We start from the raw sequence: 25,193 nt of genomic DNA, 5'->3' as shown, positions 1-25,193 counted from the left end.
AGTGATAAAAGTTTTAGTAACAGGTGCTGGTGGTGGCGTTGGACAAGGTATTGTCAAAGCTCTTCGCCTAATCGATGATTTAGATATTGAAATTTTTACTGCGGATATGAGTCCGATTGCTGCTGGTCTATATGGCGGTGATTATTCTTACCTTGTACCTGCTGCTTCAGACCCTTGTTATTTTGATGCTATTGAAAACATTTGCAATAAAAATAACATAGACTTCTATTTTCCTGGTACAGATGTTGAACTTCTAGTTTGTGCTCATTCATCTGAAGAGATGGAGAAGAAGCTTGGCGTTAAAACATTGGTTTCACCATTGTCTGTTATTGAAATTGCTGATGATAAATTAAAAACTGTTAATTTCTTAAAAGATAATGGGCTTAGTTACCCTACAACGTGGTTGCCTGAAGAAGTTGATCTTGAAAGCTTAACTTACCCTGTGATTGTGAAGCCTCGCATCGGGTGTCGTTCTATTGGTGTCTATGTTGTACATACTGCTAAGGAAGCTAAAAGAGCCATTGAATCATTAGATGGTCCAATTATTCAAGAGTATATTGACGGTGAAGAGTACACCTGTACGGTTGCGATTGTAGATTCTAACATTTCAGATGTGTTGTGTTTAAAGCGTGATTTACGTGCTGGCGATACTTTTAGAGCTTACCCTGAAAGTAATTTGGCTATTGAATCGTATGTAAAAGAGATAGCACAAAAAATCGGGATAAAGGGTTCTTGTAACTTTCAACTTCGGTTGACCAATGGTGTACCAAAATTATTTGAAATTAATAGTCGTTTTTCAGGTACTACGCCGTTTTGCGCATACTTGGGTTTTAACCCTGTTGAATTTTGTTTGAAAAGTCAGTTAGGGATCAGTTATAAGTCCACGATTAGTTACGATAAGGTCGTAGTTAGACATTGGACTGAAGTTGTACTAAATAAGACTGATATTGATAGCTTAGCCTCGAATAGAGAAGGTAAGCTGTCAGCTTATTCAGTATCGTCAATGTTATGAGTATTTTAGTTACAGGTGCATCTGGTAGTCTTGGGAAAGAAGTGACTTCCCTTCTGCTGGATAAAAGCTTTGATTTTCAACGGTATAGCCATTCTCAATATTTGTCTGATATTGATTGGGAAAAGGTTACCGTCGTTATAAATTGTGCTGCAGTAATACCCAAGCAGGGTGTTACTGCGCAGGACTATATCGATGGAAATGTCCGTTTTCTTCAAAAATTGCTGCCATACTGTAAAGGTAAATACTTTATTGGGTTTTCGTCATTTAGTGAGCTTTTTCGTTTCGATAGCTATCAGCATTCTAAATATATTGCAAATTCGATATTAATAGCTAACACGGGGATTTTTAAAGGGGTTAGCATTATTCCTCTTCCAACCCTAGACGATCAACAATTAATAGAAAAAATAAAAGAAATTGCAATCTCTGGAGGGAAACCTACAGTAGATGATTTAGATTACAACTATATTTCTTTTAGCAATGTAGCAAGTTATGTTTTAGAAAAAATTATCGATTGGGACAATAATCGAGTTATAACAGAACGATATGAAAAGAAAAATTTATATCAAGAAATGTGTAAGGTTGTTGACCATAAATTATTGGTCAAAGGGAAAAAAATAGATCGTCATCTTGTCGAGAATGATGTTTTTTGTTGTTGTCCTGATTATTTATCATCTTTATCTTAGGTCGCATTGTTTATGCTAAATACTCCGTTTTCGCCTTGGCCTTCTTTCACTCAAGAAGAGAGTGATGCCGTGAGTCGAGTGCTTTTATCAAATAAAGTAAACTATTGGACGGGCACTGAATGCCGTGAATTTGAAAAAGAATTTGCTTCTTGGGTTGGATGTAAGCATGCGATAGCCTTGGGTAATGGCACATTAGCACTTGATCTTGCGCTAAAAGCTTTGGATGTTGGGGCCGGCGATGAAGTTATTACAACGCCTCGTACATTTTTGGCATCGGCATCATCCATTGTGACTGCGGGGGCTGAGCCTGTATTTGCAGATGTTGATCTAAATTCGCAAAATATCACAGCGGAAACAATTGAAGCAGTATTAACACCCAAAACAAAGGCTGTTATTGTTGTTCATCTTGCTGGTATGCCCGCAGAGATGGATGCCATAATGGCGTTGTCAGTAAAGCATGGCTTTTACGTTATTGAAGATTGTGCTCAGGCGCATGGTGCTAAATATAAAGGCCAGTCTGTTGGTAGTATTGGTCACATAGGTGCATGGTCTTTCTGCCAAGATAAAATTATGACCACCGGCGGTGAAGGTGGCATGGTTACCACGAATGATGAAGCGTTGTGGTCGACTATGTGGTCTTATAAAGATCATGGTAAAAGTTTTGATGCTATTTATAATCGTGAACATCCAGCTGGTTTTCGTTGGCTTCATGAGAGTTTTGGTACTAACTGGCGTATGACTGAAATGCAGGCCGTTTTAGGCCGTATTCAATTAACGAGAATGAATCAGTGGACTCAAAGACGACAAACATATGCAGCAGCTATTGATGCCGCTGTATCTGGTATTAGTCTTGCCCGTACTGTTGATGTTGCTGACTATATTGAACACGCAGCCTATAAGCACTATATATTCATACAGCCAGAGTTCTTTAGGGATGGTTGGAGCCGTGACCGTGTGGTAGATGAAATTAATACGGCTGGTGTTCCTGCGTTCCAGGGAAGTTGCTCTGAGGTTTACTTAGAAAAAGCGTTTGACGATACGCCATGGAGACCGACTCACTCTCTTGTTAATGCTAAAGAGCTGGGTGAGACAAGTTTGATGTTTTTAGTACATCCTACGTTAACACACAGTGAAATTGTTAAAACCTGTGACGTGATAAGCACAGTGCTACTCAAAGCAATGAAATAGTTATAGAATACGTTATCCATGGCTATCTAGGGCATCTTTGTAGATGCTCTTTTTTTTAGTCAAATTCAATTAAATGATTTTGTGATTGATGAGTACTATAGATAAATTGTGGGAATTACCACGGAAGCAGAAGTTTTTAACAAGTATAGCATCAGATATAGTTTTGATTTTTATTGCATTTTGGTCTTCATTTGGTGTTCGGTTAGGGAACTTCGATGCAATTGCTAGTGTAGAGCTTTGGTTATGTTTGGCTCTTATTATTCCTTGCACATTGATTATTTATAATCAGTTAGGAGTATATCGAACGATTGTTCGTTATCTGAGCTATCGTGTGCTGTTGCTTATTCTGGTTGGATCTTTTCTCTCAGGGTTGCTTCTTGCAGGTTTTAGTTTTTTCTCGAATATATTCATTCCAAGAACTGTCCCTGTCATTTTCTCGTCTTTTCTCGTCATTTTTGTTATCAGTGTTCGATTGCTTGTCCGTGGTATTTATATTTCTGCGGGACGAAATTCAAAGACTAATGTTGTTATTTATGGTGCTGGCTCTGCTGGGCGTCAATTAAGTATTGCGTTAAAGCATAGCGCGGAATATCGCGCAGTTGCGTTTATTGATCGTGATCGTAGTTTTATCAAAACGACAGTCTTAGGCTTACCCGTTCTCTTGCCTGGGCGTATTGAAGCCGTTATTTCTCGACGAAATGTCAAAAAAGTCTTACTGGCTGTTCCTAGAGCATCGAGCTCGGAACGTAAAGAGATATTGGAGCAACTATCACCTTTTCTTGTAGAGGTATTAACTGTCCCTACTTTTGTTGATATCGTGAGTGGAAAGGCAAAAATTTCGGAGCTGCAGGATGTACATATTGAGGATTTACTCGGTCGCGATCCGGTTATTCCACAAGAAAACCTGTTAAAAGCAAATATTTTTGGCAAAGTGGTAATGGTTACTGGTGCTGGTGGCTCAATTGGTTCGGAACTTTGTCGACAGATTATTCGTCAAAGCCCCCGTAAATTAATATTATTTGAGTTATCTGAGTTTGCTCTATATCAAATAGAAAAAGAGCTTTCCGACTACGTAGCTGAAGAAAACCTGAATGTTGAAGTTCTACCTTTATTGGGCTCTGTGCAGAGACAACATCGTTTAGAAGCTGTGATGAATGCATTCGAAGTGCAAACTGTTTATCATGCTGCAGCCTATAAGCATGTTCCTATGGTTGAATTTAATGTTGTTGAAGGTGTCCGTAATAATGTGTTTGGCACCTACTTTACGGCAAAGGCAGCTATTGCCGCTGGGGTGGAGTCTTTTGTCTTAATTTCAACAGACAAAGCTGTGCGCCCAACAAATGTAATGGGGACGACTAAGCGTTTAGCTGAACTGACGTTGCAAGCATTAGCCGCAGAAGCGCATTCAACACGTTTTTGTATGGTTCGTTTTGGGAATGTACTTGGTTCATCTGGTTCAGTTATTCCTCTTTTTAAGAAACAGATTGCTTCAGGTGGCCCGATAACCGTTACTCATCCTGATATCATTCGCTACTTTATGACTATTCCTGAAGCTGCTCAATTAGTGATTCAAGCTGGTGCAATGGGTAATGCTGGTGATGTTTTTGTACTTGATATGGGTGAACCAGTAAAAATCGTTGATTTAGCTACGAACTTGGTCAAGTTATCTGGTCTTGAGGTGCGGTCTGTCGATAACCCTGATGGTGATATTGAGATTCAATACTCAGGCTTAAGGCCCGGCGAGAAGCTTTTTGAAGAGTTATTGATTGGTGATAATGTCAGTCGAACAAAACATGAGCGGATCATGATGGCGTGTGAAGTTTGCCTTTCATACTCTGAAATGAAAGTGATCCTTGATCAATTGGATTTAGCATGTCATCAATTTGATCATGAAGAAATTCGGAATTTATTGCTGAAAACACCAACTGGGTTCAATCCAACAGATGATATTGGCGATCTTGTTTGGATAGCGCGACATAAATAATCACTTTAATGACACATTATTGTCGGCAGTTTTTTTCACTGTCGATAATTATGCGATACATATCTAAACAAATGGTTTATTAGCGTTTAAATTAATCACTCTCTGTCATCATGCCCGCTTAATACTAATATGTTGGAGCAGTGCGGTGCGCATAGAACATCATGGGGCCAAAGATGGTGTAACAGGCTCTTGCCATGAGTTGTTTTTAGGAAGCAATAGTTTATTGATTGATTGTGGCCTTTTCCAAGGTGCTGAATCAAAGTCATCATTGAATATTGATTTCCCATTAGATTGTGTGCGTGCACTCTTTCTTACTCATTGCCATATCGACCATGTTGGTCGTATTCCTTGGTTACTCGCAGCGGGCTTTCATTCGCCAATTTATGCGACTCAAGCGACATCGGCTTTGCTGCCTTTGATGCTTGAAGATGGGCTTAAAATTCAACTTGGTCTTGATTCTCAGCAATGTGAACAAATCACTAATCGGGTGCGTTCGCTGTTAAAGCCAATCCCTTATGATTGCTGGGTTCAGCTCACTTTTCCTAGCGGTGAGCTGATCAATGTCCGCTTTCGTCAAGCGGGCCATATATTGGGCTCTGCTTATGTTGAAATTAAGTTGCCAGATGATCGTGTTGTGGTCTTTTCTGGTGACTTAGGCCCATGCAATACGCCGTTATTAGTTGATCCTTCCTCACCTGAACGGGCTGATATTTTAGTACTGGAAAGCACTTATGGTGATCGCCAACATCAATCTATCGGTGATCGTCAGAGGCGGTTAAAAGAGATTGTAGAGCGTTCATTACAAGATGGTGGGGCGATTATTATTCCGGCGTTTAGTGTCGGTCGAACGCAAGAACTCCTGTTTGATCTTGAAAATATTATTGCGCAAGCCGATATCCATTCGTCAAAAGTAAAGTGGCAAAGTCTACCCGTTATTTTAGATTCCCCTCTGGCTGCCAAGATCACCGAGCAGTACAACACCTATAAACAATTATGGGCAAATGAGGCTAAATCACGCTATAGCACAGGGCGTCATCCTCTCTCTTTTCAACAATGTATTGTGATTAAATCGCATGCTGAACATGTCGCACTGATTAACCGACTTCAAGCTTCTGCTGAGCCAGCGATTATTGTAGCCGCAAGTGGGATGTGTACCGGGGGGCGGGTTGTTGGTTACCTTGAAGCATTATTACCAGATAAGCGAACAGACATTGTTTTTTCGGGTTATCAAGCCAAAGGAACGCTTGGTAAAGCGTTAATCGACGGTAAAACAGACGTTGAAGTTAACCAAGCATTAATAACCGTAAATGCTCAAATACATCAACTGTCGGGTTATTCGGCACATGCTGATCAGTCTGATTTAATTGAGTTTGTCCGTAATATTGCTCATGGACCGAGGGAGATTTACTTGGTGCATGGCGAGATTGCAACGCAGCGAGCTTTGGCTGACAAGCTGTATTCTGTGATTGAAAATGTCAGGATTCATCATGCCAGTTAGTGCTAGAACTGGCTCTTCTTTCACTCGTCTCACGAATGTGTTTTTTATTTTAGTTATTCCAGCTAAGTGAATAAAAAGCCGTATGTTTAACGCTGATCTTATGATTTGCGCTTCGATGGTAAGGCGAAAAGTGCAAGCCTAGCTATACTTATATTCATATCAATAACTCACCTAATGAGTAGGAATGGTATGAATAAATTTGTAATTGCGCTTATTTTTTATGGGATTTTTTCGTCTACGGCTTGGGCTGCGGATGAAGCGGCAACAGCGTCGCAATCTGCAACATCACCGTCATCTGCACAAACAACCTCAACGCAAACAACGTCGCAAACGACATCGAGTGCGGCTCAATCTGCGACAAAAGCCAGTGCTGCATCGGCAACAGGAGAGGCGGCGGGGGCAAATACTGCATTGGCAGCATCTGCTGGTGGGTTAACAGCGACGGCGATTGCCGTCGGTGTGGCAGCTGTCGTGGTTGCTGTGGCATTAGCCGATACTGGCGGTGAAGATTCAGGTCCGCCAGCAACGGTAAATGCAGAATAAAAAGAACGATTTATTTATCTTGATTAAGCTGCTTGCCACGGACTAAACGTCGTACCCAAGAACGGCCAGGATGCAGAGCCTCAAGGACATCGTTTGGAAGTGGTAGTGGATCACCACAAATCTGCGAGGCAATTAATTCGCCAAGCAGGGGCGCAGAGCTTAATCCTCGTGAGCCTAAGCCAAGGAAGCTATAGAGATTGTTATAACAAGGCACGGCTTCGGCTGTGTCTTTGTTATCTCTAAGATCGCTATATTGCGAAATTAAATCATCAATACGGCAAACATCCCCCACGATAGGTAAATGATCACGACTGGCACTACGCACCCCAACACGTGCTTGGTTGTCGCCCATCTCTACATCTTTTGGCCATGTTGCATCAGGCAGGCTCTTAATCAGACGTGCTTTATTTGAAGCATGTTCATCATCATTGAAATCGGTATTGGTACTATTGCGACCATAACTCGCTCCGATGCAATGGGTGTCTGAAGTGGTATTTTTAGGTGTTAGGTAACCGTCATAACACAATACAGTTTTTAATTGCGCCAAGGTCTCGTTGGTCGGGATATGGCTTACTTGGCCGCGTACAGGATAGAGTGGCAGCTGGGTGGTTTGTTCAAATGTCGTAAAACGGTGTCCATTGGCCACAATAACGGTGCCATGCTGAAAGTGTTGCTCGTCCTGTGTGCTAATAGCCCAAAGAGCGTCTTGCTGCGTCAGTGTTTGCACGTTGGTATTATAGTGGCAAGTTAGCAGGCCTGTTTGTTGACCGTGTTCAATAAGAACGCGTGTGAGTGCTTGTGGACACAACCATCCGCCTAGCGGGTAATGAACGCTGCTATGCCCTGAGACTACGCCTGTAATCTCTTCTGTTTGGGCTTGGTCGTAAGCTTTGATAAGATCTTCAGGATATTGATTTGCTAAAATATTACCGAGTTTTCTTTTCGCCTCGTCACTCCAAGCTAGCTGAGTAACACCACACCATTGGTGTTCAAATTCACCATATTGCGTTGCTTGTTCTACAAACTGTCGTGCATACAGAAAGGCTGGGGCAAAAAAGTCTGGGATCGCATCATGGCCGCCACTTAACAGCGGATAAACAGCGCCTTGACGATTGCCAGATGCCCCTTCTGCTGGCTTGGCATCGGCACAATAAAGCGTGACGTTAACCCCTCTGCGAATTAAAGCGATAGCCGCACTGGCTGACGCAATACCGCCGCCAATGATCGCCACATTATCCGTGTCTTTTGCTTCGTTACGCTGATACCAAGGTTTTACATTTGACCCAAATTGACGTGCTTCAATATGGCCAATTAACATGTCACGCTTAGTACCAAAACCTTTGGCTTTAGACATGCTAAAACCCGCTTCGATTAAGCCGCGGCGAACAAAGCCCGCAGCGGTAAACGTGGCAGTGGTACAGCCTGTTCGAGCTAATTTTGCCATGTTATTAAACAGGTTTTGGTTCCACATTTCGGGGTTCTTGCTAGGAGCAAAACCATCTAAGAACCACGCATCAACAATACCGTCTTCACCACACCACACCTGTGGCATACAGTCTTTGATATCACCAAACCATAAATCCAGTGTGATCATGCCACCTTCAAGTACGACCCGTTGACAGCCAGCAACGGCCGCAGGGTAGTGGGCATGAAGTTGCTTCGCCACATCGGCGAGTTCAGGCCATGACTGGTGCGCTTTGATTAAATCCGCTTTAGTAACCGGAAATTTTTCAAAACTGATGAAATGCAGCTCTTTAGTGGTAGCATCAGGGTGTGCGGCACGAAATGCTTTGAACCATTGCCACAGTGCAAGGAAGTTTAACCCAGTGCCAAAACCGGTTTCAGCCACAACAAAACGACGACGATCGAAGTGTTCCCAACGCTGGGGTAAGCCATTTTGTTGTAGGAATACGTAGCGTGTTTCTTCTAAGCCATTGGTATTAGAGAAATACACATCGTCAAAATCGTTAGAAACTGGCGTGCCCGCTTCGTTCCAGTCAAGAACAGCGTGCTCAATGCGCTTATTGGGCTTATCAGACAAGGGGAAACCTCTTTTAATGGGACTGCTGCACATTACAAAATCCGTATTTAAGACTTAAATATGGCGCTAAAATTAAGGTGCGAACATAGTAAAAAGTTGGAAATTAACCGCGATTGTACCCGAACTATAGGAAAGCTGACCACTTTTGAGTGAGAAAGCCGTTATTATCTCTGCGTTAAATATCAGTAGGAATTCATCATGAAACGAGCCGTAATTACAGGCATGGGTATCGTATCCAGCATTGGTAACAACGTAAACGAAGTGCTGGAATCGCTAAAAGAAGGTAAATCTGGCATTAATTTCTCTGAACAATTTGCTGAAATGAAATTACGCAGCAATGTTTGGGGCGATCTTAAATTAAAGCCTTCTGAGCATATCGATCGTAAGAAGATGCGTTTCATGGGCGATGCAGCAGGTTTTGCATATTTGTCTATGGAGCAGGCAATTGCAGATGCCGGCCTAACTGAAGATCAAGTTTCTAATGACCGAACTGGCCTAGTGGCGGGTTCTGGTGGCGCATCATCATTAAATCAAGTCGCGGCTGTCGATATCATCCGTGAAAAAGGTGTGAAACGTGTTGGTCCATACATGGTACCTCGTACTATGTCGTCAACCGTGTCTGCATGTTTGGCAACACCGTTTAAAATCCGCGGTGTTAACTACACCATGAGCTCTGCATGTGCGACATCTGCACACTGTATTGGTCACGCATTAGAACTTATCCAGCTAGGCAAACAAGATGTTGTGTTTGCAGGTGGCGGTGAAGAATTAGATTGGTCTTTGACCATGATGTTCGATGCAATGGGCGCACTATCAACTAAATATAACGATGACCCATCAAAAGCGTCTCGTACCTATGATGCAGACCGCGACGGTTTTGTTATCTCTGGTGGCGGCGGCATGATGGTTGTTGAAGAGCTTGAGCATGCATTGGCACGTGGCGCGAAGATCTACGGTGAAATCGTGGGCTACGGCGCGACATCAGATGGCTACGACATGGTAGCACCATCAGGTGAAGGTGCGGTGCGTTGTATGAAGATGGCAATGCAAGATCTTGATGCGCCAGTGGATTACATAAATACCCACGGTACTTCAACACCAGTAGGTGATGTAAAAGAACTGGGTGCAATCCAAGAATTGTTCAGTGAAAACTGTCCTGCAATTTCAGCAACCAAAGCGATGACTGGTCACGCATTGGGTGCGGCAGGTGTTCACGAAGCGATTTATTCAACCTTGATGCTAGAGCACAGCTTTGTTGCCCCAAGCATTAATATTGAAAACCTAGACGCTGCGGCAGAAGGCTTAGATATTGTGACTGAAAAGCGCGATGTTGAGCTGAAGACGGTAATGTCTAACAGTTTCGGTTTTGGTGGCACTAACGCAACGTTAGTCATCAAAAAATACGAAGCGTAATTTAAGGCGCAAAAACAGCAGGTAGACAAAATAATAGCGAATTACGCGTTTACCTGTTTTGCATCTTAAACATAGTTTCCGAGGTGGCACCGGCTAAAATGAGAAAGTAGATGACTTGTCCAGAGAACTCTACTTTTCCAATGTTTTAGCCAGTACCGATGAACAGACGCACATTAGGTATACAGTGTAAAAATTACGCTGCGTATCTGATGCTTTTTCTCGGACTTTTGACCCAGCCATGCTGGGTTTTTTTGTGCCTGCTATTTGGAAATGACAGTGTTAGCCTTAATAGCATAGCGCGGCTGAACTCCCGCTGTATGTCGAGCGGATCTAGATTCTCGAGTTTATCCTTGTGTGGCAGTGGCAGTGGCAAAAGATTGAAGGATAAACAGCGCTGGTTGTTCTCGGTGAGGCTGAGGTATTATATTCGCTTGCAGTTGTTCGCTTTCGGAGAATTAATGAACATCCTTATCGATGAAAACATGCCTTATGCACTAGACCTCTTCAGTCAATTAGGGCATGTAATAGCAAAACCTGGGCGCACACTGAGCTGTGATGATTTGGTCGACATTGATGCTTTGATGATCCGTTCGGTAACCAAGGTGGATAGCCGATTGCTAGCAAAAGCCAACCGCCTTAAATTTGTTGGTACCGCCACAGCAGGGCAAGACCATGTTGACCAAGCGTTACTTGCCGAGAAAAATATTAGATTTACTGCAGCACCTGGTTGTAACAAAGTAGGGGTTGCTGAGTACGTGCTAAGCAGCCTGATGGTGCTGGGCCAACAACACGGTTTTTCAATCTTTGACAAAACCGTGGGTATTATTGGTGCTGGCAATGTCGGTACGTACCTTGCGGGTTGTTTAGATGCATTAGGTATACGGTATTTACTGAACGACCCGATTAAGCAAGCGGAAGGTGATAGTCGTGCGTTTTCATCGTTAGCAACGCTTCGTGAGCAGTGTGATGTCATTACGCTACACACGCCTATTACCCGAGAGGGTGAATACTCAACTTATCATCTGGTTGATGAAGCATTCTTGGGCGATTTAAAAGATGACACCATTCTTATCAATGCTGCGCGCGGTCCTGTGGTTGATAATCAGGCGTTAAAAAGGGCATTACAGCAAAGTGTCAGTGGACAAGGTAAAATAGTAACGGCAGTGTTGGATGTATTTGAACATGAGCCTCTGGTTGATCTCGAACTTTTGCCATTGTTAGCCTTTGCGACCCCCCATGTTGCAGGCTACGGTTTAGAAGGCAAAGCGCGTGGCACCACTATGGTGTATAACCAATACTGTGACTTTCTTACGAGTCTTGATGACTCTGCTCGACCGCATGTTGAAGCTGCGAGTTTATTACCGCAAGCGCCTATCCCACACGTCACCTTGAGCCGAACGTGGTCAGAATCTGACTTATTTTCACTGATCCAGTTGGTTTATGATGTACGTAAGGACGATGCACTATTTCGCCGTTCGATGCAGCAAACTCAAGGCGATGAGGCCGAGATGGCAACTGCATTTGATTTGATGCGTAAAAATTACTGGGATCGACGTGAATATAGTGCGATTACGGTAGCAGGAGAGGCCAGTTTTGGGGTAGAGTCGCTGGCTAAATTAGGTTTTACAATTGAGGAAACGCAATGAGTCAGGAATTTGATATTGCCGTACTCGGCGCTACTGGCGCTGTAGGTCAAGCTATGGTTGAGGTATTAGAGGAACGCAATTTTCCTGTTCGCAATTTATACTTGCTAGCCTCTGAGCGTGGTGCGGGTCAAACACTGCGTTTTAAAAATAAATCAGTACGTGTTACCAACGTTGAAGATTTTGATTGGTCACAGGTCCATATTGCTTTGTTCTCTGCAGGTTCTGAAGCCTCAGACCGTTGGGCTCCTATCGCGGCAGATGAAGGCGTTATCGTGATTGATAACACGTCACGCTTCCGTTACGACTACGATGTACCGCTAGTTGTGCCTGAGGTGAACCCTGATGCGATTGCGGAATACCGTAACCGTAACATCATCGCGAACCCTAACTGTTCGACTATCCAAATGCTGGTGGCATTAAAGCCTATCCATGATGCTTACGGTATCGAACGCATTAACGTTTCAACTTACCAGTCGGTATCAGGCAGCGGTAAAAAAGGCGTTGATGAATTAGCGGGCCAAACCGTTAAATTATTGAATGGTCTATCAGCAGAAAATAGTGTTTACGATAAGCAAATTGCATTTAACTGTTTGCCGCATATCGATGATTTTATGGATAACGGCTACACCAAAGAAGAAATGAAAATGGTGTGGGAAACGCAAAAGATTTTTGCTGATGACACTATTCGTGTGAACCCGACTTGTGTTCGCGTACCTGTATTCTATGGTCATGCAGAAGCCGTTCATGTTGAAACGCGTCAAGAAGTGAACCTTGAAGAAGCGCTACAACTACTAGAGAACGCGGAAGGTATTGAGCTTTTCCAAGGCAATGAATACCCAACACAAGTATCTGACGCAACAGGTAAAGACCATGTCATGGTTGCGCGTGTACGTGAAGATATTAGCCACTCTCATGGTTTAAACATGTGGGTTGTTGCTGATAACGTGCGTAAAGGTGCTGCGACGAACAGCGTACAAATTGCCGAGAAGTTGATTTCTGATTACTTATAATCACGAAAATCAGCCGAGGCTATAGACAAGGAGCGGCATGATTGCTGCTCCTTTTAGTAAATTTTCCAGCAACCCCACATTTTTAGTATGAACACTACAGTTTCAGGTTGCCTGTCCGATATAGTAATACCGCATAGTAGGTGGGTTCGATAAATGTTGTCGTAGACTGTATTTATCTAATCGACTTTTTAGTTTCCGCCAGAGAGGACAGCAGGCCGTGCCTGACGTATCTAACCTGATCAAACGCTTTATTCTTCCTGCATTCATTGCAACGACAGCCATTCATTTTTCGGTACAAGCGAATACCGTACGCATTCTTGGGCCAGAGGAAGACCAACCCACATCTGTTGTAACTGAACGTTACCGCGAAGTCAGCCAAAATGCGGCACTGTTTGATAACCGCTATCAAGGCAGTTATCAGTACGGGCCGACGCGTGCCAATGAAACACTGTGGGGGATATCGTCAAAGTATCGCCCTTCTAGCTCTGTTTCTGTCTACCAAGTGATCGGCGCTATTTATCGTGCGAATCCAGATGCATTTGAATCGAATAATATTCATGGCTTAGTTCCTGGCAGCCGCCTAAACATGCCAACGTTAACTCAGATCCGTCGTGAAAATACCGATGCGGTTAAGTTGCGTTTAGAGCAAGATAAAGCGGCACAACCTTCGCGTCGAACAACATCTACCGCTTCACGGGCAAACACGGCATCAACCTCTCGTTCGGCCCCAGCAACGGCGCCGCGCTCAGTAACGACAGAATCAACAGCAGCAAGTACAACAGCGACCTCTACACGGACTGCAAATGCCACGCGTGCAGCATCGAGCACAGTCGAAACGGCCACCGTTGAGCAAATCAGTGCTGCGAATGTTGCCCAGACGGAAAGTGCGCTCATTCCACCAAAGCCTAAGAAAGCGCCGCCGACAGAGCTGCAAAATCAGCTTGATGCTTCAGATATCCAAATTACTAAATTGCTTGAAAGCAACCATTTGCTACGAGTACGTTTATCTGAAATGCAGCATGAAGTTGCCGCATTGCAAGACCAGCAAACCAGTGACGGTATATTGCGTGATGAAATTAAAGATTTCTTAGCACAGCAAAAGACCATTGAAATGCAACCTGTGGTGCAAGAGCCTTCGTTACTGGATCAGTTGATTGCGAACCCATGGGCACTGGCTGCGGCTGCGTTTATTCCGGGTGCCTTGATTGCAGGTATTGCTTCATACCTTCTATTTGGTCGTCGTAAAGAAGAAGATGCTGACGATGTGAAGTCGTTAGATAGCCCTAACGCGATTGATCCTGCGGTTATACCACCGAATGATAGCTTGTTGGCTGGTGCTGATGATCCAACTGCCGATCTAGCATTAAGTGGCAGTGACGATATAGATGATCTCTTTGCACAAGATGATGCGTTATTTGATGATCCTGAAGACAGCTTATTCGCACCACAACTGCGTGATGATGACGATACCTTAGATTTATCATCGAGTGATGATTTTGACATCGATAGCCCACTTGGTGGCGCAAGTAGTATCTCTGTCACAGGTGATGAGCAAGCGCTCGGCCTTGAAGATATGGAGCGCGCACTTGATGAAATGGAACAGTCCTCTGAGCTAAGTTCCGATGAAGCACTCGCTGCAATGTGGGAACAATCGCTAAAAGAAGATGATGAACAGCCAAACTTTGATTTGTCTGATAACGATGGCGATAGCAATGATGAACTGCTAAGTGGCAATAATCTTGATAATGGCATGCTTGACCAATCGCTATTGGATGAATTACTGCTTGAAGCTGAGCAGGCCGATTCAAGCTCATCGTCAAAGCCAAATGATAGCAATGATGTCGTTGCACAAAGTGAACTTGATGCATTATTTGATAGTTTTGATTCAGCAGACAGTTTTGATTCTCCTGAACAAGATGTGAGTGATGAACTGGCAGAGCAAGCTGCGATTGATGCGGCTTTGGCGGAAGCCAGCGCGATGGCGAACCCTGAAGCATCATTAACAAAAGAGGCGAATGCAGCGTCGCTTTTTAGCGAAGCGGACACCCAGCGAGGGGAACCTGAATCAAGTTCATCTCAGTCAGAACAAGATCTTATTGATGATATTTTCGCAACGAGCTTTGCGAGTGATGACAATGCAGATGATAATGAACGCATTCTAGATGAAAGCAGTACCGCATTGTTAGATGAGCTTCTAGACGATGATGATATTGATTTAGGCGATGCATCAAATATAACGCTTGATGAAAACAGCACCGCATTACTGGATGAATTACTGGGCGACGATGAACAAGAGACGTCATTGTTTAACAGTGATATTGAAATTGATGAAAACAGTACGGCGTTGCTGGATGAACTGCTTGGTGATGATGAGTCACTCGACCCAGATACCAACAGTATTGAGAGCGACTTTGATGTAGATGATATGTCGGATAACGACATTAATATCGACGAACTGATCATTGATGAAAACAGCACGGATTTACTCGATGAGCTATTAGGCGAAACGATGGAATCATCAGATCCGTCGTCACTAGATATGCCACCGTCTGATATGTCATTGCCGGATATGTCGCCAACCGACATTGATGACATATTTGCGCAACAAAGTGCGATTCAAGAACCTGCCGCTAATGCCTCGGTGGAAGTAGGCGCTGAAATTGATAACCAAAATATCGATGATATTCAGTTCGATACTATTGGCCCCATTGATAGTGCGATTGAAGAACAAGAAGAGACTAAATTAGTAGAGCCTGTTGAAAGCGTTGCTGATGATAGTCTTGCAGATGAAAGCATTGCTGATGATCGTGAGGTTGCAGAAGATGACCTTGATGCATTATTGGCAGCCTACGGCACGCAATCTGGTGCGATTGAACCAAATCAAGAGCACACTACGCCAGATGCTGAAGAGTTAGCACCTAGCCAATCGGTTTATGATGAACCTGAATTTGAAGCGCCTACACTTGATACAAATGAGCTTGATACAAATGAACTTGAGTCGCCAACGTTAGATGATAGCGATGATGCTGATTTTGCATCAGATTTTAATGACATTCTAAATGATGCGTTAGCACCCAAAGAAGCGTTAGAGCCTGACCCATTTGAGAATGATGAAACAGCGTCAACGGCAGCTGACGGTGATTTAACGTTTGATGAGGCGCTAGATGCTAATGAAAATCTAGCGACCAATGAAAGCTCAGGCGTTGAAACTAAGCAAGATGTTACTGATAACTCGACAGAGCCGACTGAAGTTGATGACGCTACAGCAGCTGACGATCATAACTACGATGATCTCGTGGCGGAAGTTGAAGGTCTACTGAATGATACGGCAGAAGACAGTTCACCTGTTGGTCGACGTGTTGATGAGTTACTTGAAGAAATCGAGCATGCTGAAGCACTGGCCAATGTTGATGTAGCAAATGAAGCGTTAACATCAGCACAAGTTGAAGCCAACGTAGCTGAGCCTGAACTTGCTATGCCAGAGCCAGAGCCAGAGCCAGAGCCAGAGCCAGAGCCAGAGCCAGAGCCAGAGCCATTTAGTCTTGACGATTTCCCTGAGTTTACAGAAGAAGACGCGCTAAGTGATCCGGAAGCCTCTGAGTTTACGGAATCTGCTGAGCCTCAAGCTGCAGAGTATCAAGCGTCGGATAAGATCCGTGATGATGAATTGCCTGAGTTTGATGAAAACGCAGCGATGTTTGATCCAGAAGCTGAAGCTTTAGAACCTGAGTTGGCCGATATAGCAGATGATGAGCAACAATCAGCGCTAGACAATGTGGTTAAGCAACTACAGCAGGCTGTTGAAGCTTCGGAATCGACGCCTATAGCACCACCTATAACACCGTCAATACCAAGTGATGAAGCTGCGCTTGAAACTAGGGTTGAACCTGCGCCAGTTGAAGTGGAAGCTGGTACACAGCAAGAAGCAGAACAAACGGCTCATACGCCAGAGAGTGACAGCTTCAACGTTGCAAAAGCGGAATCCGATTTTAAATTTGAAACTATAGATCTGAATACCGTACCTGAATTCAGTGAAGATGATGCTCGTCAAGCGTCGTATGATGAGCAGCATGAGCTTGAGCAGTACGATATTGAGCAAGGGTTAACATCAGACTCATTTATTGATGATGATGGCGTTGAGCCACTAGAAACGACAGTTGAAGCACCTGAAGCGCCGAACAATACGCTTCAGCCAGAGGCTAAAAAGAGTCCAGAGACTTCAGAGACCGGCGACCCGGTTATGGCGTCACCAGTTAATAATGTAATTGATCAGCAGCTTGTAGACAGTGCAGGCTTAGATATGGATGCGTTACTGACGGATCCTGATGCGTGGGTGGATGATGGTGACATCAGCGGTAATACGCCAGCACATTCAACAGCCTCGGATATAGATTTAACCGCGTTTGATGAATCGTCTGATGCATTAGCGAAAAGTGAAATGCTCTCTGATGAGATCCCGTTTGGCTTAGATGATATTGAAAGCCAAGAACGTGATCAGTTGCTGTTTAATGAAGACCCATTGTTGGATGATCAATCGCTTGAAATGTCAGAAGATGATGCTGCTGTATGGGCCTCTATTTCTGAAGAGCCGCGTCTGGCGAGCGAAGATTGGTCAGAGCAGCCTCAGATGCAAGTTGAAGAGGTTGATCGATTTGACGCTGAGTCTTTACTGGATGAAGTTGACGAGCAAGATCTGCTGTTAGATGACAGCGATGACGTTGTGAACAGCGATACCGCATCATACCGTATTGATAGCCGCTCGGGCGATGAACCTGCGAACTCGCAGAGCCATCAGCAGAGTCATAAGAGTAGCGATGCATCTGCCTCAGGATACCAAGATAATAGCTATCTGGAAGCCGATAGCGAGCTATTAGACGAAACGAAACCATCACCGGCATCTTACATCAGTATTGATGAGCTCTTGAAAGAGTCCGAGTTTGAAGATGATTTCAATGTGGATATCGATCTTGATAACGCCCCGTTGAATCTTGATGTCGGGCTTGATGAGTTCCCTGATATTTTAGCGGGAGTGCCAGAATATGATGTTGATAGCCAAGGTGAGTACGCGAGCAAGTTAGATTTAGCCAAAGCTTACCTTGAAATGAACGATGCTGAAGGTGCCGCTGATTTGTTACGTGATATTGCCCAAAACGGCGATGCACAAAGTGCACAAGAAGCAACGCATTTACTGAAAGTATCCACTAAATCATAAGTCGAAGAAAATTGGCTTATTGATATGAAAGCGCGATGTTCACAGAGCATCGCGTTTTTTATTGTCTGAAAAACGGCTGTTTACCTGTTAAGCGCATGGGTGTATTTCGTGCAGCTATCGCATCTGGCTCTACCATCCCTTATAATCACCGCCAATATACACACTAATAGGGCTCTGTGGGCCTAGGCAAGACGAAGTAGATTATGCGAATAGCTTTAGGTATCGAATACGACGGTGCAAATTATCACGGTTGGCAGCGCCAGCTAGATGTTGTGAGTGTGCAAGGTGAATTAGAAAAAGCCTTGTCTAAAATTGCCAATCAGCCGATAGAAGTGCTGTGTGCTGGCCGTACAGATGCAGGAGTACATGGCACAGGGCAAGTGGTTCACTTTGATGTCGATTCAAATCGTAAGCTGGCCGCATGGACGATGGGGGTTAATACCCATTTACCGAAAGATATTGCTGTGCGTTGGGCGCATGAAGTGACGGAAGACTTCCATGCTCGCTTTTCTGCAACAGCGCGCCGTTATCGTTATATTATCTCTAACCACGCTTTTCGTCCTGCGATTCTGGCGCGTGGTGTAAGCCACTACCATGGCGATCTCGATGAAAAGCTGATGCATGAAGCGGCGCAGTTTTTACTGGGCGAGCATGACTTTACCTCTTTTCGGGCGACGCATTGTCAGGCGAATACGCCATGTCGTAATATGCATCACATCAATATCACGCGTCATGGCCAGTACATTGTGATTGATATTAAAGCGAATGCATTTTTGCATCACATGGTACGTAATATTACCGGAAGCTTGATCAAAGTAGGGCGCGGTGAAGAAAAACCAGAATGGATTCAATGGTTATTACAACAAAAGAACCGTCAAATTGCGGGCGTAACGGCGAAAGCTGAAGGCTTATATCTGATTGAGGTCGATTATCCTGCTGAACACGGTCTACCGCATGTTCCTGCTGGTCCACTGTTTATTGAAGATTAATGTGATTAAATAGTAATGAAGTCATGTACCTAGCGGTACATTTCTTCGTTATATTTATGTGGGGATCACAAGGTACAACCAGTTTTTTATCTACAGATTGGCAACTTTGTGCTTTAATTCCTCTCTTAATAATTAAACGAATTTGCTTTCTCTGCTTTTTGGCGGGGAATTTCTAGATAAAAAAGGTCATTCATGAGCTGGCTTGAAAAGATCCTAACGAAGAGCAACATTGTTTCTTCTCGCAAAGCATCAATCCCTGAAGGTGTATGGACGAAGTGTACTTCTTGCGAACAAGTGCTTTATCACGCTGATCTAGAGTCTAACCTAGAAGTGTGCCCAAAGTGCGATCATCACATGCGTATGAAAGCGCGTCGCCGTCTTGAAACGTTCCTTGACCAAGAAAATCAAGTAGAACTAGCGGCGGATATGGAACCGAAAGATAAATTGAAGTTCCGTGATTCGAAGAAATATAAAGATCGTATCTCTACTGCGCAAAAGAACAGCGGTGAGAAAGACGCATTGGTTGTTATGCAGGGCACCTTGCTTGGTCAAGATGTGATTGCTTGTGCGTTTGAGTTCTCCTTTATGGGCGGCTCAATGGGTTCTGTTGTGGGTGCTAAATTCGTGAAAGCGGTAGAAGCAGCAATGGAAAACAACTGTGCACTTGTGTGTTTCTCTGCAAGTGGCGGTGCACGTATGCAAGAAGCGCTAATGTCGCTAATGCAAATGGCGAAAACAAGTGCGGCACTTGAGCGTTTGTCTGCAAAAGGATTACCGTTCTTCTCGGTACTGACTGACCCTACAATGGGCGGTGTATCGGCAAGTTTGGCGATGTTGGGTGATATCAATATCGGTGAGCCAAAAGCATTGATCGGTTTTGCGGGCCAACGTGTTATCGAGCAAACAGTACGTGAGAAGCTGCCAGAAGGTTTCCAGCGTAGTGAATTCTTATTGGAACATGGCGCTATCGATATGATTGTAGATCGTCGTGAAATGCGTCAGCGTATTGGTGGCTTGATCGCTAAGCTGACTAACCAAACATCACCTTTAGTGGTTTCGGTTGATAGCGCACCTAAGGTTGTCGAAGTAGAAGACGAGGCTGATAAAGCAGACTAAGCCTTCGCTTTGTAAAAAATTGTTAAAACGCCGACGGAAGTGACTTTCGTCGGCGTTTTTGTTTTTCGGAATAACGGTCAGTTTGGTATAGTGCGTACCAACAAGTTAGTGATTAAGTGAACAATTTTCCATGACAGATCTGATAGCACCTTCAGCGACAGCCTCGCTACCCTCATGGCTGACTTATCTAGAGCAGCTTCATACCAGTGCCATCGACTTAGGGCTTGAGCGTGCTCAAGCTGTTGCTGAGCGTGGAAATTTGATCAAGCCTGCGCCAAAAGTGATAACGGTTGCTGGTACCAATGGCAAAGGTTCAACCTGTGCGATCCTAGAGGCCATTCTATTAGATGCTGGTTATAAGGTCGGGGTATATAGCTCACCTCATTTAGTGCGTTATAACGAGCGTGTACGGATTAATGGTGAAGATCTCGCGGATGAAAAACATAGCCAAGCTTTCGCTGCCATTGAGCAATATCGCGGTGATATCAGTTTGAGCTTGTTTGAGTTTGGTACGTTAGCTGCACTTGAGTTATTTAAGACACACCAAGTTGATGTGGTGATTTTAGAAGTCGGCCTTGGTGGTCGTTTAGATGCAACCAATATTGTTGATCACGATGTATCTGTCATCACGAGTTTAGCGGTCGATCATGTTGATTGGTTAGGCGATGATATTGAAGTGATTGGTTTTGAGAAGGCGGGTATCTTCCGTAGTGAGAAGCCTGCAATCTGTGGTCAGCCTCAGCCGCCAGCTAGTGTCGCGGCGCATGCTGACGATATTAATGCCAAATTGTACCAAGTGGGTTATCAGTTTGATTACCAAGTGACAGGCGACCAGTGGCAATGGCACTGCGGTTGCTTTGATCTTAGTGATCTACCTATTCCGTCACTGCCTCTGCCCAATGCGGCAACGGCATTAATGGCACTGGGTACAGTAGAGCTGGAAATCAGCGATTGTAATATCGTTAATGGATTGAAAAATGCGGCTTTACCTGGGCGAATGCAGCGGGTTAGTACATCACCATTAGTGATTATGGATGTTGCGCATAACCCTCATTCAGCGCAGTATTTTGCTCAGCAGCTAGAAAAAATCAAAGCCTCTGAAGGTAAGCACCGTATTCATGCGGTTGTTGCTATGTTACACGATAAAGATATTACGGCAACGATTGCTGAAATGAAAAATGTGGTCGATGTGTGGTATCCCGCTTCGCTTGAAGGTCCTCGTGCCGCAAAAGCGGATGAGATCATCGCTAATTTAGATCAGGTTGTTGACGGCTTTGTATCACCAGACGTGGCATATGAGCAGGCATTAGCACAAGCAACAGAGCAGGACATGGTAATCGTGTTTGGCTCGTTTTACACTGTAGGCCAAATCGCGAGCTATATTGTAGCGAAACAGGAGTAACTGTGGCAAGTAAATTTCAAAGCCGATTAGTTGGCACCATTTTATTAGTGGCACTGGGTGTGATCTTTTTACCTGATCTTTTTGATGGAAAAAAGCAGCATTACCAAGAGCAATTTGCCAGTATCCCTCTGCAGCCTGAGTTTGAAGCCGACGAAGGATACGAGACGATTCCTGAGCCTGAATTTGTTGAAGTCGATCTACCGGATGAGCCTGTTACTGTCGTTATCGATGAAAAACAGGAGATGTCTACAGCATCAACATCAGCATCAACCTCTAAGTCTGAGGTGAATGTTGCGCCGGTTAAGATTGAAAAGCCGGCTGTTAAACCAGTAAAAGAAGGTTACAAAGAAAGTGGTTGGGTGATTCAGTTAGGGGTCTTTGGTAACTTTGATAATGCCAATAAGCTGGTGGCAAAGTTACGAAAATCTGGCTATCAAGCACATGTTTTTCCTAAACAGCCGAAAAAGGGAGATTATGCTCGCGTCGTTGTCGGGCCAAATGTTTCAAAAGCCGCGCTATCAGCTGAGCTCAAAGAATTAGAAAAAATAACGGGTTTGAAAGGTCAATTGCTTAGATTTAACCCACTAAACCCTTAGGTAAACGTTTGCGTTCTCATTTTTTCTGTTAGAATACGCACCATCAAGGCGAAAACAACAAATGATGATTTGGATTGATTACGTAATTTTAGGCGTAATTGGCTTCTCAGCGCTGGTTAGTGTAATCCGCGGTTTTGTTAAAGAAGCACTATCGTTAGTGATCTGGTTTGCTGCATTTTTTATTGCTAGCAATTTTTATACGCAGTTAGCTGCTTATTTCACTAACATCAAGGACGAAATGGTACGCAATGGCAGTGCCATCGCCGTTTTATTTATTGCCACGCTGATTGTCGGCGCGGTAGTGAACTATGTGATTGGACATCTAGTACAAAAGACGGGATTGTCAGGAACAGACCGTGTTTTGGGGATTGTTTTTGGTGGCGTGAGAGGTGTGTTAATTGTCTCTGCGGTACTATTCTTCATTGATGCCTTTACGGGGTTCTCAAGTGCTGACTGGTGGAAGCAGTCGCAACTTATCCCACAGTTCGGCGTTGTGATTGAATGGTTCTTTACCTACATCAAAGACACATCAAGCTTTTTACCCGGCGCGCTATAGCGCCGGCTTTATATGCGTGACGAGGATTTAGGACATGTGTGGTATTGTCGGAATCGTGGGTTCAACCCCGGTAAATCAATCTATCTATGATGCATTAACCGTGCTACAGCATCGCGGCCAAGATGCAGCTGGTATTGTTACCTTGGAAAGCAATCGTTTCCGTCTGCGTAAGGCTAACGGTTTGGTTCGTGATGTGTTTGAAGCTAAGCACATGCAGCGCTTGCAAGGTAATGTTGGTATTGGTCATGTTCGTTATCCAACGGCTGGTAGCTCTAGCGCATCAGAAGCTCAGCCATTTTATGTAAACTCACCATACGGCATCTCACTCGCGCATAACGGTAACCTAACCAATGCCGTGGAAGTACGTGATTCATTGTTTCGTGAAGCTCGTCGGCATGTGAATACAACATCTGATTCAGAAGTATTATTGAACGTTCTTGCTCATCACCTTGAGAATACAGAGTCATCACCAATTTCACCTAGTGATATCTTTGGTGCGATTCGTGCTGTTCATCGTCAGGTGAAAGGGGCATACGCTGTTGTCGCGATGTTGATTAGTCATGGCTTGATTGCATTTCGTGATCCTAATGGTATTCGTCCTCTTTGCTTAGGTAAGCGTGAAGCAAACGGCAACACAGAATACATGGTCGCTTCAGAGTCTGTGGCACTTGATGCCGTAGGTTTTGATTTTGTACGTGATGTTGCACCGGGCGAAGCTGTATATATTACTCTTGAGGGACAGTTGTTCACCGAGCAATGCGCAGATAACCCAGTGCTGAATCCATGTATTTTTGAGTTTGTGTACTTTGCGCGTCCAGATTCTTTCATGGATAAAATTTCGGTATACGGTGCACGTGTTCGCATGGGTACTAAGCTTGGTGAAAAAATCAAACGTGAATGGGATGATATGGATATCGATGTTGTTATCCCAATCCCAGAAACGTCTTGTGATAGTGCGTTAGAAATCGCTCGTACGTTAGATAAACCATACCGCCAAGGTTTTGTGAAAAATCGTTATGTTGGCCGCACTTTTATCATGCCGGGTCAGCAAATGCGCCGCAAGTCAGTGCGTCGTAAACTGAATGCGATCCGATCGGAATTCAAAGATAAGAATGTTCTGCTGGTTGATGACTCAATCGTTCGTGGTACCACCTCAGAGCAAATTATCGAAATGGCCCGTGAAGCAGGTGCAAACAAAGTTTACCTAGCGTCAGCGGCGCCAGAAGTTCGTTTCCCTAATGTTTATGGTATTGATATGCCAACAGCCAATGAACTGATTGCTCATGGCCGTGAAGTGGATGAAATCAGTAAGCTGATTGGCGCTGATGGTTTGATATTTCAAGACTTAAACGATCTCGTTGCGGCGGTTGCGGAAGGGAATCCAGATGTTAAGTTGTTTGAAACATCGGTATTTAACGGCAGTTATGTTACTGGTGATATCGATCAAGCTTATCTTGATTTCTTAGAATCACTCCGTAGTGATGACTCCAAAACACAACGTGAAATTCAGCAAGATCTTGCGAATTTAGAGCTACATAACGAAGGGGTATAAACCTCGTTCAGCTAGCCTAATGGATGTTATGTCGAATAAAAAAACGGGAGCACACAGTGCTTCCGTTTTTTATGGTGTTTGTAACATGAGCTTGTTTTGGACTATCAGTATCTCACCCGATGATCAGTGACTAAAAATAGGGCCAAGTCCCACATTCCATAGGATCACCGTTGAAGCAATAATGGATACCAGTAGCACCAAACCGCAAGTCACTATCGAACTGGCATAAATGAACCCACGCTCTTCTGGTATGTGCATCAAAATAGGTACGCCGGTATAGAGCAGGTACACTGAATACGCGATACCTATCAGCCCTGCCACCATTAAAAACCACACATGCGGATAAATAGCTGCGATGCTAACCATAAATAATGGGGTTGCCGTATAGGCTGCAAGCTCAAGGGCTTGGGTGTAGGTAGGCGTGGAGCCAAAGGTATGGCTCATCCAGTAGCTGAGGTAAGCGAGCGCAAATACCCCAGCGACTAATGCAAAATACATGGCAACAGACATACCCATTGCGCTGCTGGGTGTTAGAAAAAGAGGCTCTCCAACACCAATTTTCCAGCCAATAAATACACTCGAAATATAGGCAAAAGCGGAAGGCAGTAAGGCAATTAAAAGAATGTGACTGACACTACTGCCGATGCCTTCATGCTCTCTATCTATGGTTTTCCATTCTTGTTTAGGATGAGCGTAAAGCCCAAATAAATGTCCCAAAATCATAACGTGTCCTCGTTATTACCGTGCTCATG

The 25,193-nt window shown here is 44.1% G+C and carries 18 protein-coding genes; 16 read left to right on the top strand and 2 right to left on the bottom strand.

The annotated features are described in order from the left end of the window. Position 1 precedes the first annotated feature (1 nt). From OCU87_RS12380 to OCU87_RS12355, 6 genes are all read left to right on the top strand, one after another. Complete coding sequence (locus OCU87_RS12380) at positions 2-1,012, top strand: ATP-grasp domain-containing protein (RefSeq protein WP_261857276.1); 1,011 nt, start codon at positions 2-4, stop codon at positions 1,010-1,012. Next, positions 1,009-1,695, top strand: coding sequence for a Rossmann-fold NAD(P)-binding domain-containing protein (locus OCU87_RS12375; protein WP_261857275.1), 687 nt, complete (start codon positions 1,009-1,011; stop codon positions 1,693-1,695). Before OCU87_RS12380 ends, OCU87_RS12375 begins: the two co-directional genes overlap by 4 nt. A 12-nt stretch (positions 1,696-1,707) precedes the next feature. Continuing rightward, positions 1,708-2,883 carry a DegT/DnrJ/EryC1/StrS family aminotransferase gene (locus tag OCU87_RS12370; RefSeq protein WP_261857274.1) on the top strand — a complete coding sequence of 392 codons (1,176 nt, stop codon included), beginning with the start codon at positions 1,708-1,710 and terminating at the stop codon, positions 2,881-2,883. A gap of 88 nt (positions 2,884-2,971) precedes the next feature. After that, on the top strand, positions 2,972-4,867 hold the full coding sequence (locus OCU87_RS12365) for a polysaccharide biosynthesis protein (protein WP_261857273.1): 1,896 nt from the start codon (positions 2,972-2,974) through the stop codon (positions 4,865-4,867). Positions 4,868-5,012: 145 nt separating this feature from the next. Next, positions 5,013-6,365 carry an MBL fold metallo-hydrolase gene (locus tag OCU87_RS12360; protein WP_261857272.1) on the top strand — a complete coding sequence of 451 codons (1,353 nt, stop codon included), beginning with the start codon at positions 5,013-5,015 and terminating at the stop codon, positions 6,363-6,365. 189 nt (positions 6,366-6,554) lie between these two features. After that, positions 6,555-6,908 carry a hypothetical protein gene (locus OCU87_RS12355; protein WP_261857271.1) on the top strand — a complete coding sequence of 118 codons (354 nt, stop codon included), beginning with the start codon at positions 6,555-6,557 and terminating at the stop codon, positions 6,906-6,908. Between the two features lie 10 nt (positions 6,909-6,918). Here OCU87_RS12355 and mnmC read toward each other — a convergent pair whose 3' ends face one another. After that, complete coding sequence (mnmC, locus tag OCU87_RS12350) at positions 6,919-8,982, bottom strand: bifunctional tRNA (5-methylaminomethyl-2-thiouridine)(34)-methyltransferase MnmD/FAD-dependent 5-carboxymethylaminomethyl-2-thiouridine(34) oxidoreductase MnmC (protein ID WP_390959925.1); 2,064 nt, start codon at positions 8,980-8,982, stop codon at positions 6,919-6,921. A 165-nt stretch (positions 8,983-9,147) separates the two neighbouring features. Between mnmC and fabB the strand changes: the two genes are divergently transcribed. From fabB to purF, 10 genes are all read left to right on the top strand, one after another. Then, entirely contained in the window at positions 9,148-10,362 is a 1,215-nt protein-coding gene (fabB, locus tag OCU87_RS12345; RefSeq protein WP_062690941.1) for a beta-ketoacyl-ACP synthase I, read from the top strand. A 458-nt stretch (positions 10,363-10,820) separates the two neighbouring features. After that, positions 10,821-12,008 carry a 4-phosphoerythronate dehydrogenase gene (locus OCU87_RS12340; protein WP_261857269.1) on the top strand — a complete coding sequence of 396 codons (1,188 nt, stop codon included), beginning with the start codon at positions 10,821-10,823 and terminating at the stop codon, positions 12,006-12,008. After that, entirely contained in the window at positions 12,005-13,018 is a 1,014-nt protein-coding gene (locus OCU87_RS12335) for an aspartate-semialdehyde dehydrogenase (protein ID WP_094955901.1), read from the top strand. The genes OCU87_RS12340 and OCU87_RS12335 overlap by 4 nt, the downstream gene beginning before the upstream one ends. A gap of 217 nt (positions 13,019-13,235) precedes the next feature. After that, positions 13,236-18,230: a FimV/HubP family polar landmark protein gene (locus OCU87_RS12330; protein WP_261857268.1), complete on the top strand. Its 4,995-nt coding sequence runs from the start codon at positions 13,236-13,238 to the stop codon at positions 18,228-18,230. 203 nt (positions 18,231-18,433) lie between these two features. Further along, positions 18,434-19,219 (top strand): tRNA pseudouridine(38-40) synthase TruA, encoded by a 786-nt coding sequence (gene truA / locus OCU87_RS12325; protein WP_062690946.1) that lies wholly within the window; start codon positions 18,434-18,436, stop codon positions 19,217-19,219. A gap of 192 nt (positions 19,220-19,411) precedes the next feature. Beyond that, on the top strand, positions 19,412-20,335 hold the full coding sequence (gene accD, locus OCU87_RS12320) for an acetyl-CoA carboxylase, carboxyltransferase subunit beta (protein ID WP_062690947.1): 924 nt from the start codon (positions 19,412-19,414) through the stop codon (positions 20,333-20,335). A gap of 130 nt (positions 20,336-20,465) precedes the next feature. Then, on the top strand, positions 20,466-21,737 hold the full coding sequence (gene folC, locus OCU87_RS12315; protein ID WP_261857267.1) for a bifunctional tetrahydrofolate synthase/dihydrofolate synthase: 1,272 nt from the start codon (positions 20,466-20,468) through the stop codon (positions 21,735-21,737). A gap of 2 nt (positions 21,738-21,739) precedes the next feature. Further along, the gene (locus OCU87_RS12310) at positions 21,740-22,333 is read left to right on the top strand and encodes an SPOR domain-containing protein (RefSeq protein ID WP_062690948.1); all 594 of its coding nucleotides are present in this window, start codon (positions 21,740-21,742) and stop codon (positions 22,331-22,333) included. 64 nt (positions 22,334-22,397) lie between these two features. Further along, positions 22,398-22,889, top strand: coding sequence for a colicin V production protein (gene cvpA / locus OCU87_RS12305; RefSeq protein WP_062691016.1), 492 nt, complete (start codon positions 22,398-22,400; stop codon positions 22,887-22,889). A 34-nt stretch (positions 22,890-22,923) separates the two neighbouring features. Continuing rightward, on the top strand, positions 22,924-24,441 hold the full coding sequence (gene purF, locus OCU87_RS12300) for an amidophosphoribosyltransferase (protein WP_261857266.1): 1,518 nt from the start codon (positions 22,924-22,926) through the stop codon (positions 24,439-24,441). Positions 24,442-24,564: 123 nt separating this feature from the next. Here purF and OCU87_RS12295 read toward each other — a convergent pair whose 3' ends face one another. Then, positions 24,565-25,164 carry a Yip1 family protein gene (locus tag OCU87_RS12295; RefSeq protein WP_094955906.1) on the bottom strand — a complete coding sequence of 200 codons (600 nt, stop codon included), beginning with the start codon at positions 25,162-25,164 and terminating at the stop codon, positions 24,565-24,567. Between the last annotated feature and the right edge of the window lie 29 nt (positions 25,165-25,193).

Source organism: Photobacterium sanguinicancri, assembly GCF_024346675.1.
Taxonomy (GTDB): Bacteria; Pseudomonadota; Gammaproteobacteria; order Enterobacterales; family Vibrionaceae; genus Photobacterium; species Photobacterium sanguinicancri.
This window is presented reverse-complemented; position numbering and strand designations above follow the sequence as displayed.

Bases quoted from the DNA above. Each gene is read 5' to 3' on its own strand.
- OCU87_RS12375 (WP_261857275.1), top strand. From the start codon at position 1,009: ATGAGTATTTTAGTTACAGGTGCATCTGGTAGTCTTGGGAAAGAAGTG.
- OCU87_RS12370 (WP_261857274.1), top strand. From the start codon at position 1,708: ATGCTAAATACTCCGTTTTCGCCTTGGCCTTCTTTCACTCAAGAAGAG.
- OCU87_RS12365 (WP_261857273.1), top strand. From the start codon at position 2,972: ATGAGTACTATAGATAAATTGTGGGAATTACCACGGAAGCAGAAGTTT.
- OCU87_RS12355 (WP_261857271.1), top strand. From the start codon at position 6,555: ATGAATAAATTTGTAATTGCGCTTATTTTTTATGGGATTTTTTCGTCT.
- mnmC (WP_390959925.1), bottom strand. From the start codon at position 8,982: ATGTGCAGCAGTCCCATTAAAAGAGGTTTCCCCTTGTCTGATAAGCCC.
- fabB (WP_062690941.1), top strand. From the start codon at position 9,148: ATGAAACGAGCCGTAATTACAGGCATGGGTATCGTATCCAGCATTGGT.
- OCU87_RS12340 (WP_261857269.1), top strand. From the start codon at position 10,821: ATGAACATCCTTATCGATGAAAACATGCCTTATGCACTAGACCTCTTC.
- OCU87_RS12335 (WP_094955901.1), top strand. From the start codon at position 12,005: ATGAGTCAGGAATTTGATATTGCCGTACTCGGCGCTACTGGCGCTGTA.
- truA (WP_062690946.1), top strand. From the start codon at position 18,434: ATGCGAATAGCTTTAGGTATCGAATACGACGGTGCAAATTATCACGGT.
- accD (WP_062690947.1), top strand. From the start codon at position 19,412: ATGAGCTGGCTTGAAAAGATCCTAACGAAGAGCAACATTGTTTCTTCT.
- folC (WP_261857267.1), top strand. From the start codon at position 20,466: ATGACAGATCTGATAGCACCTTCAGCGACAGCCTCGCTACCCTCATGG.
- cvpA (WP_062691016.1), top strand. From the start codon at position 22,398: ATGATTTGGATTGATTACGTAATTTTAGGCGTAATTGGCTTCTCAGCG.
- purF (WP_261857266.1), top strand. From the start codon at position 22,924: ATGTGTGGTATTGTCGGAATCGTGGGTTCAACCCCGGTAAATCAATCT.
- OCU87_RS12295 (WP_094955906.1), bottom strand. From the start codon at position 25,164: ATGATTTTGGGACATTTATTTGGGCTTTACGCTCATCCTAAACAAGAA.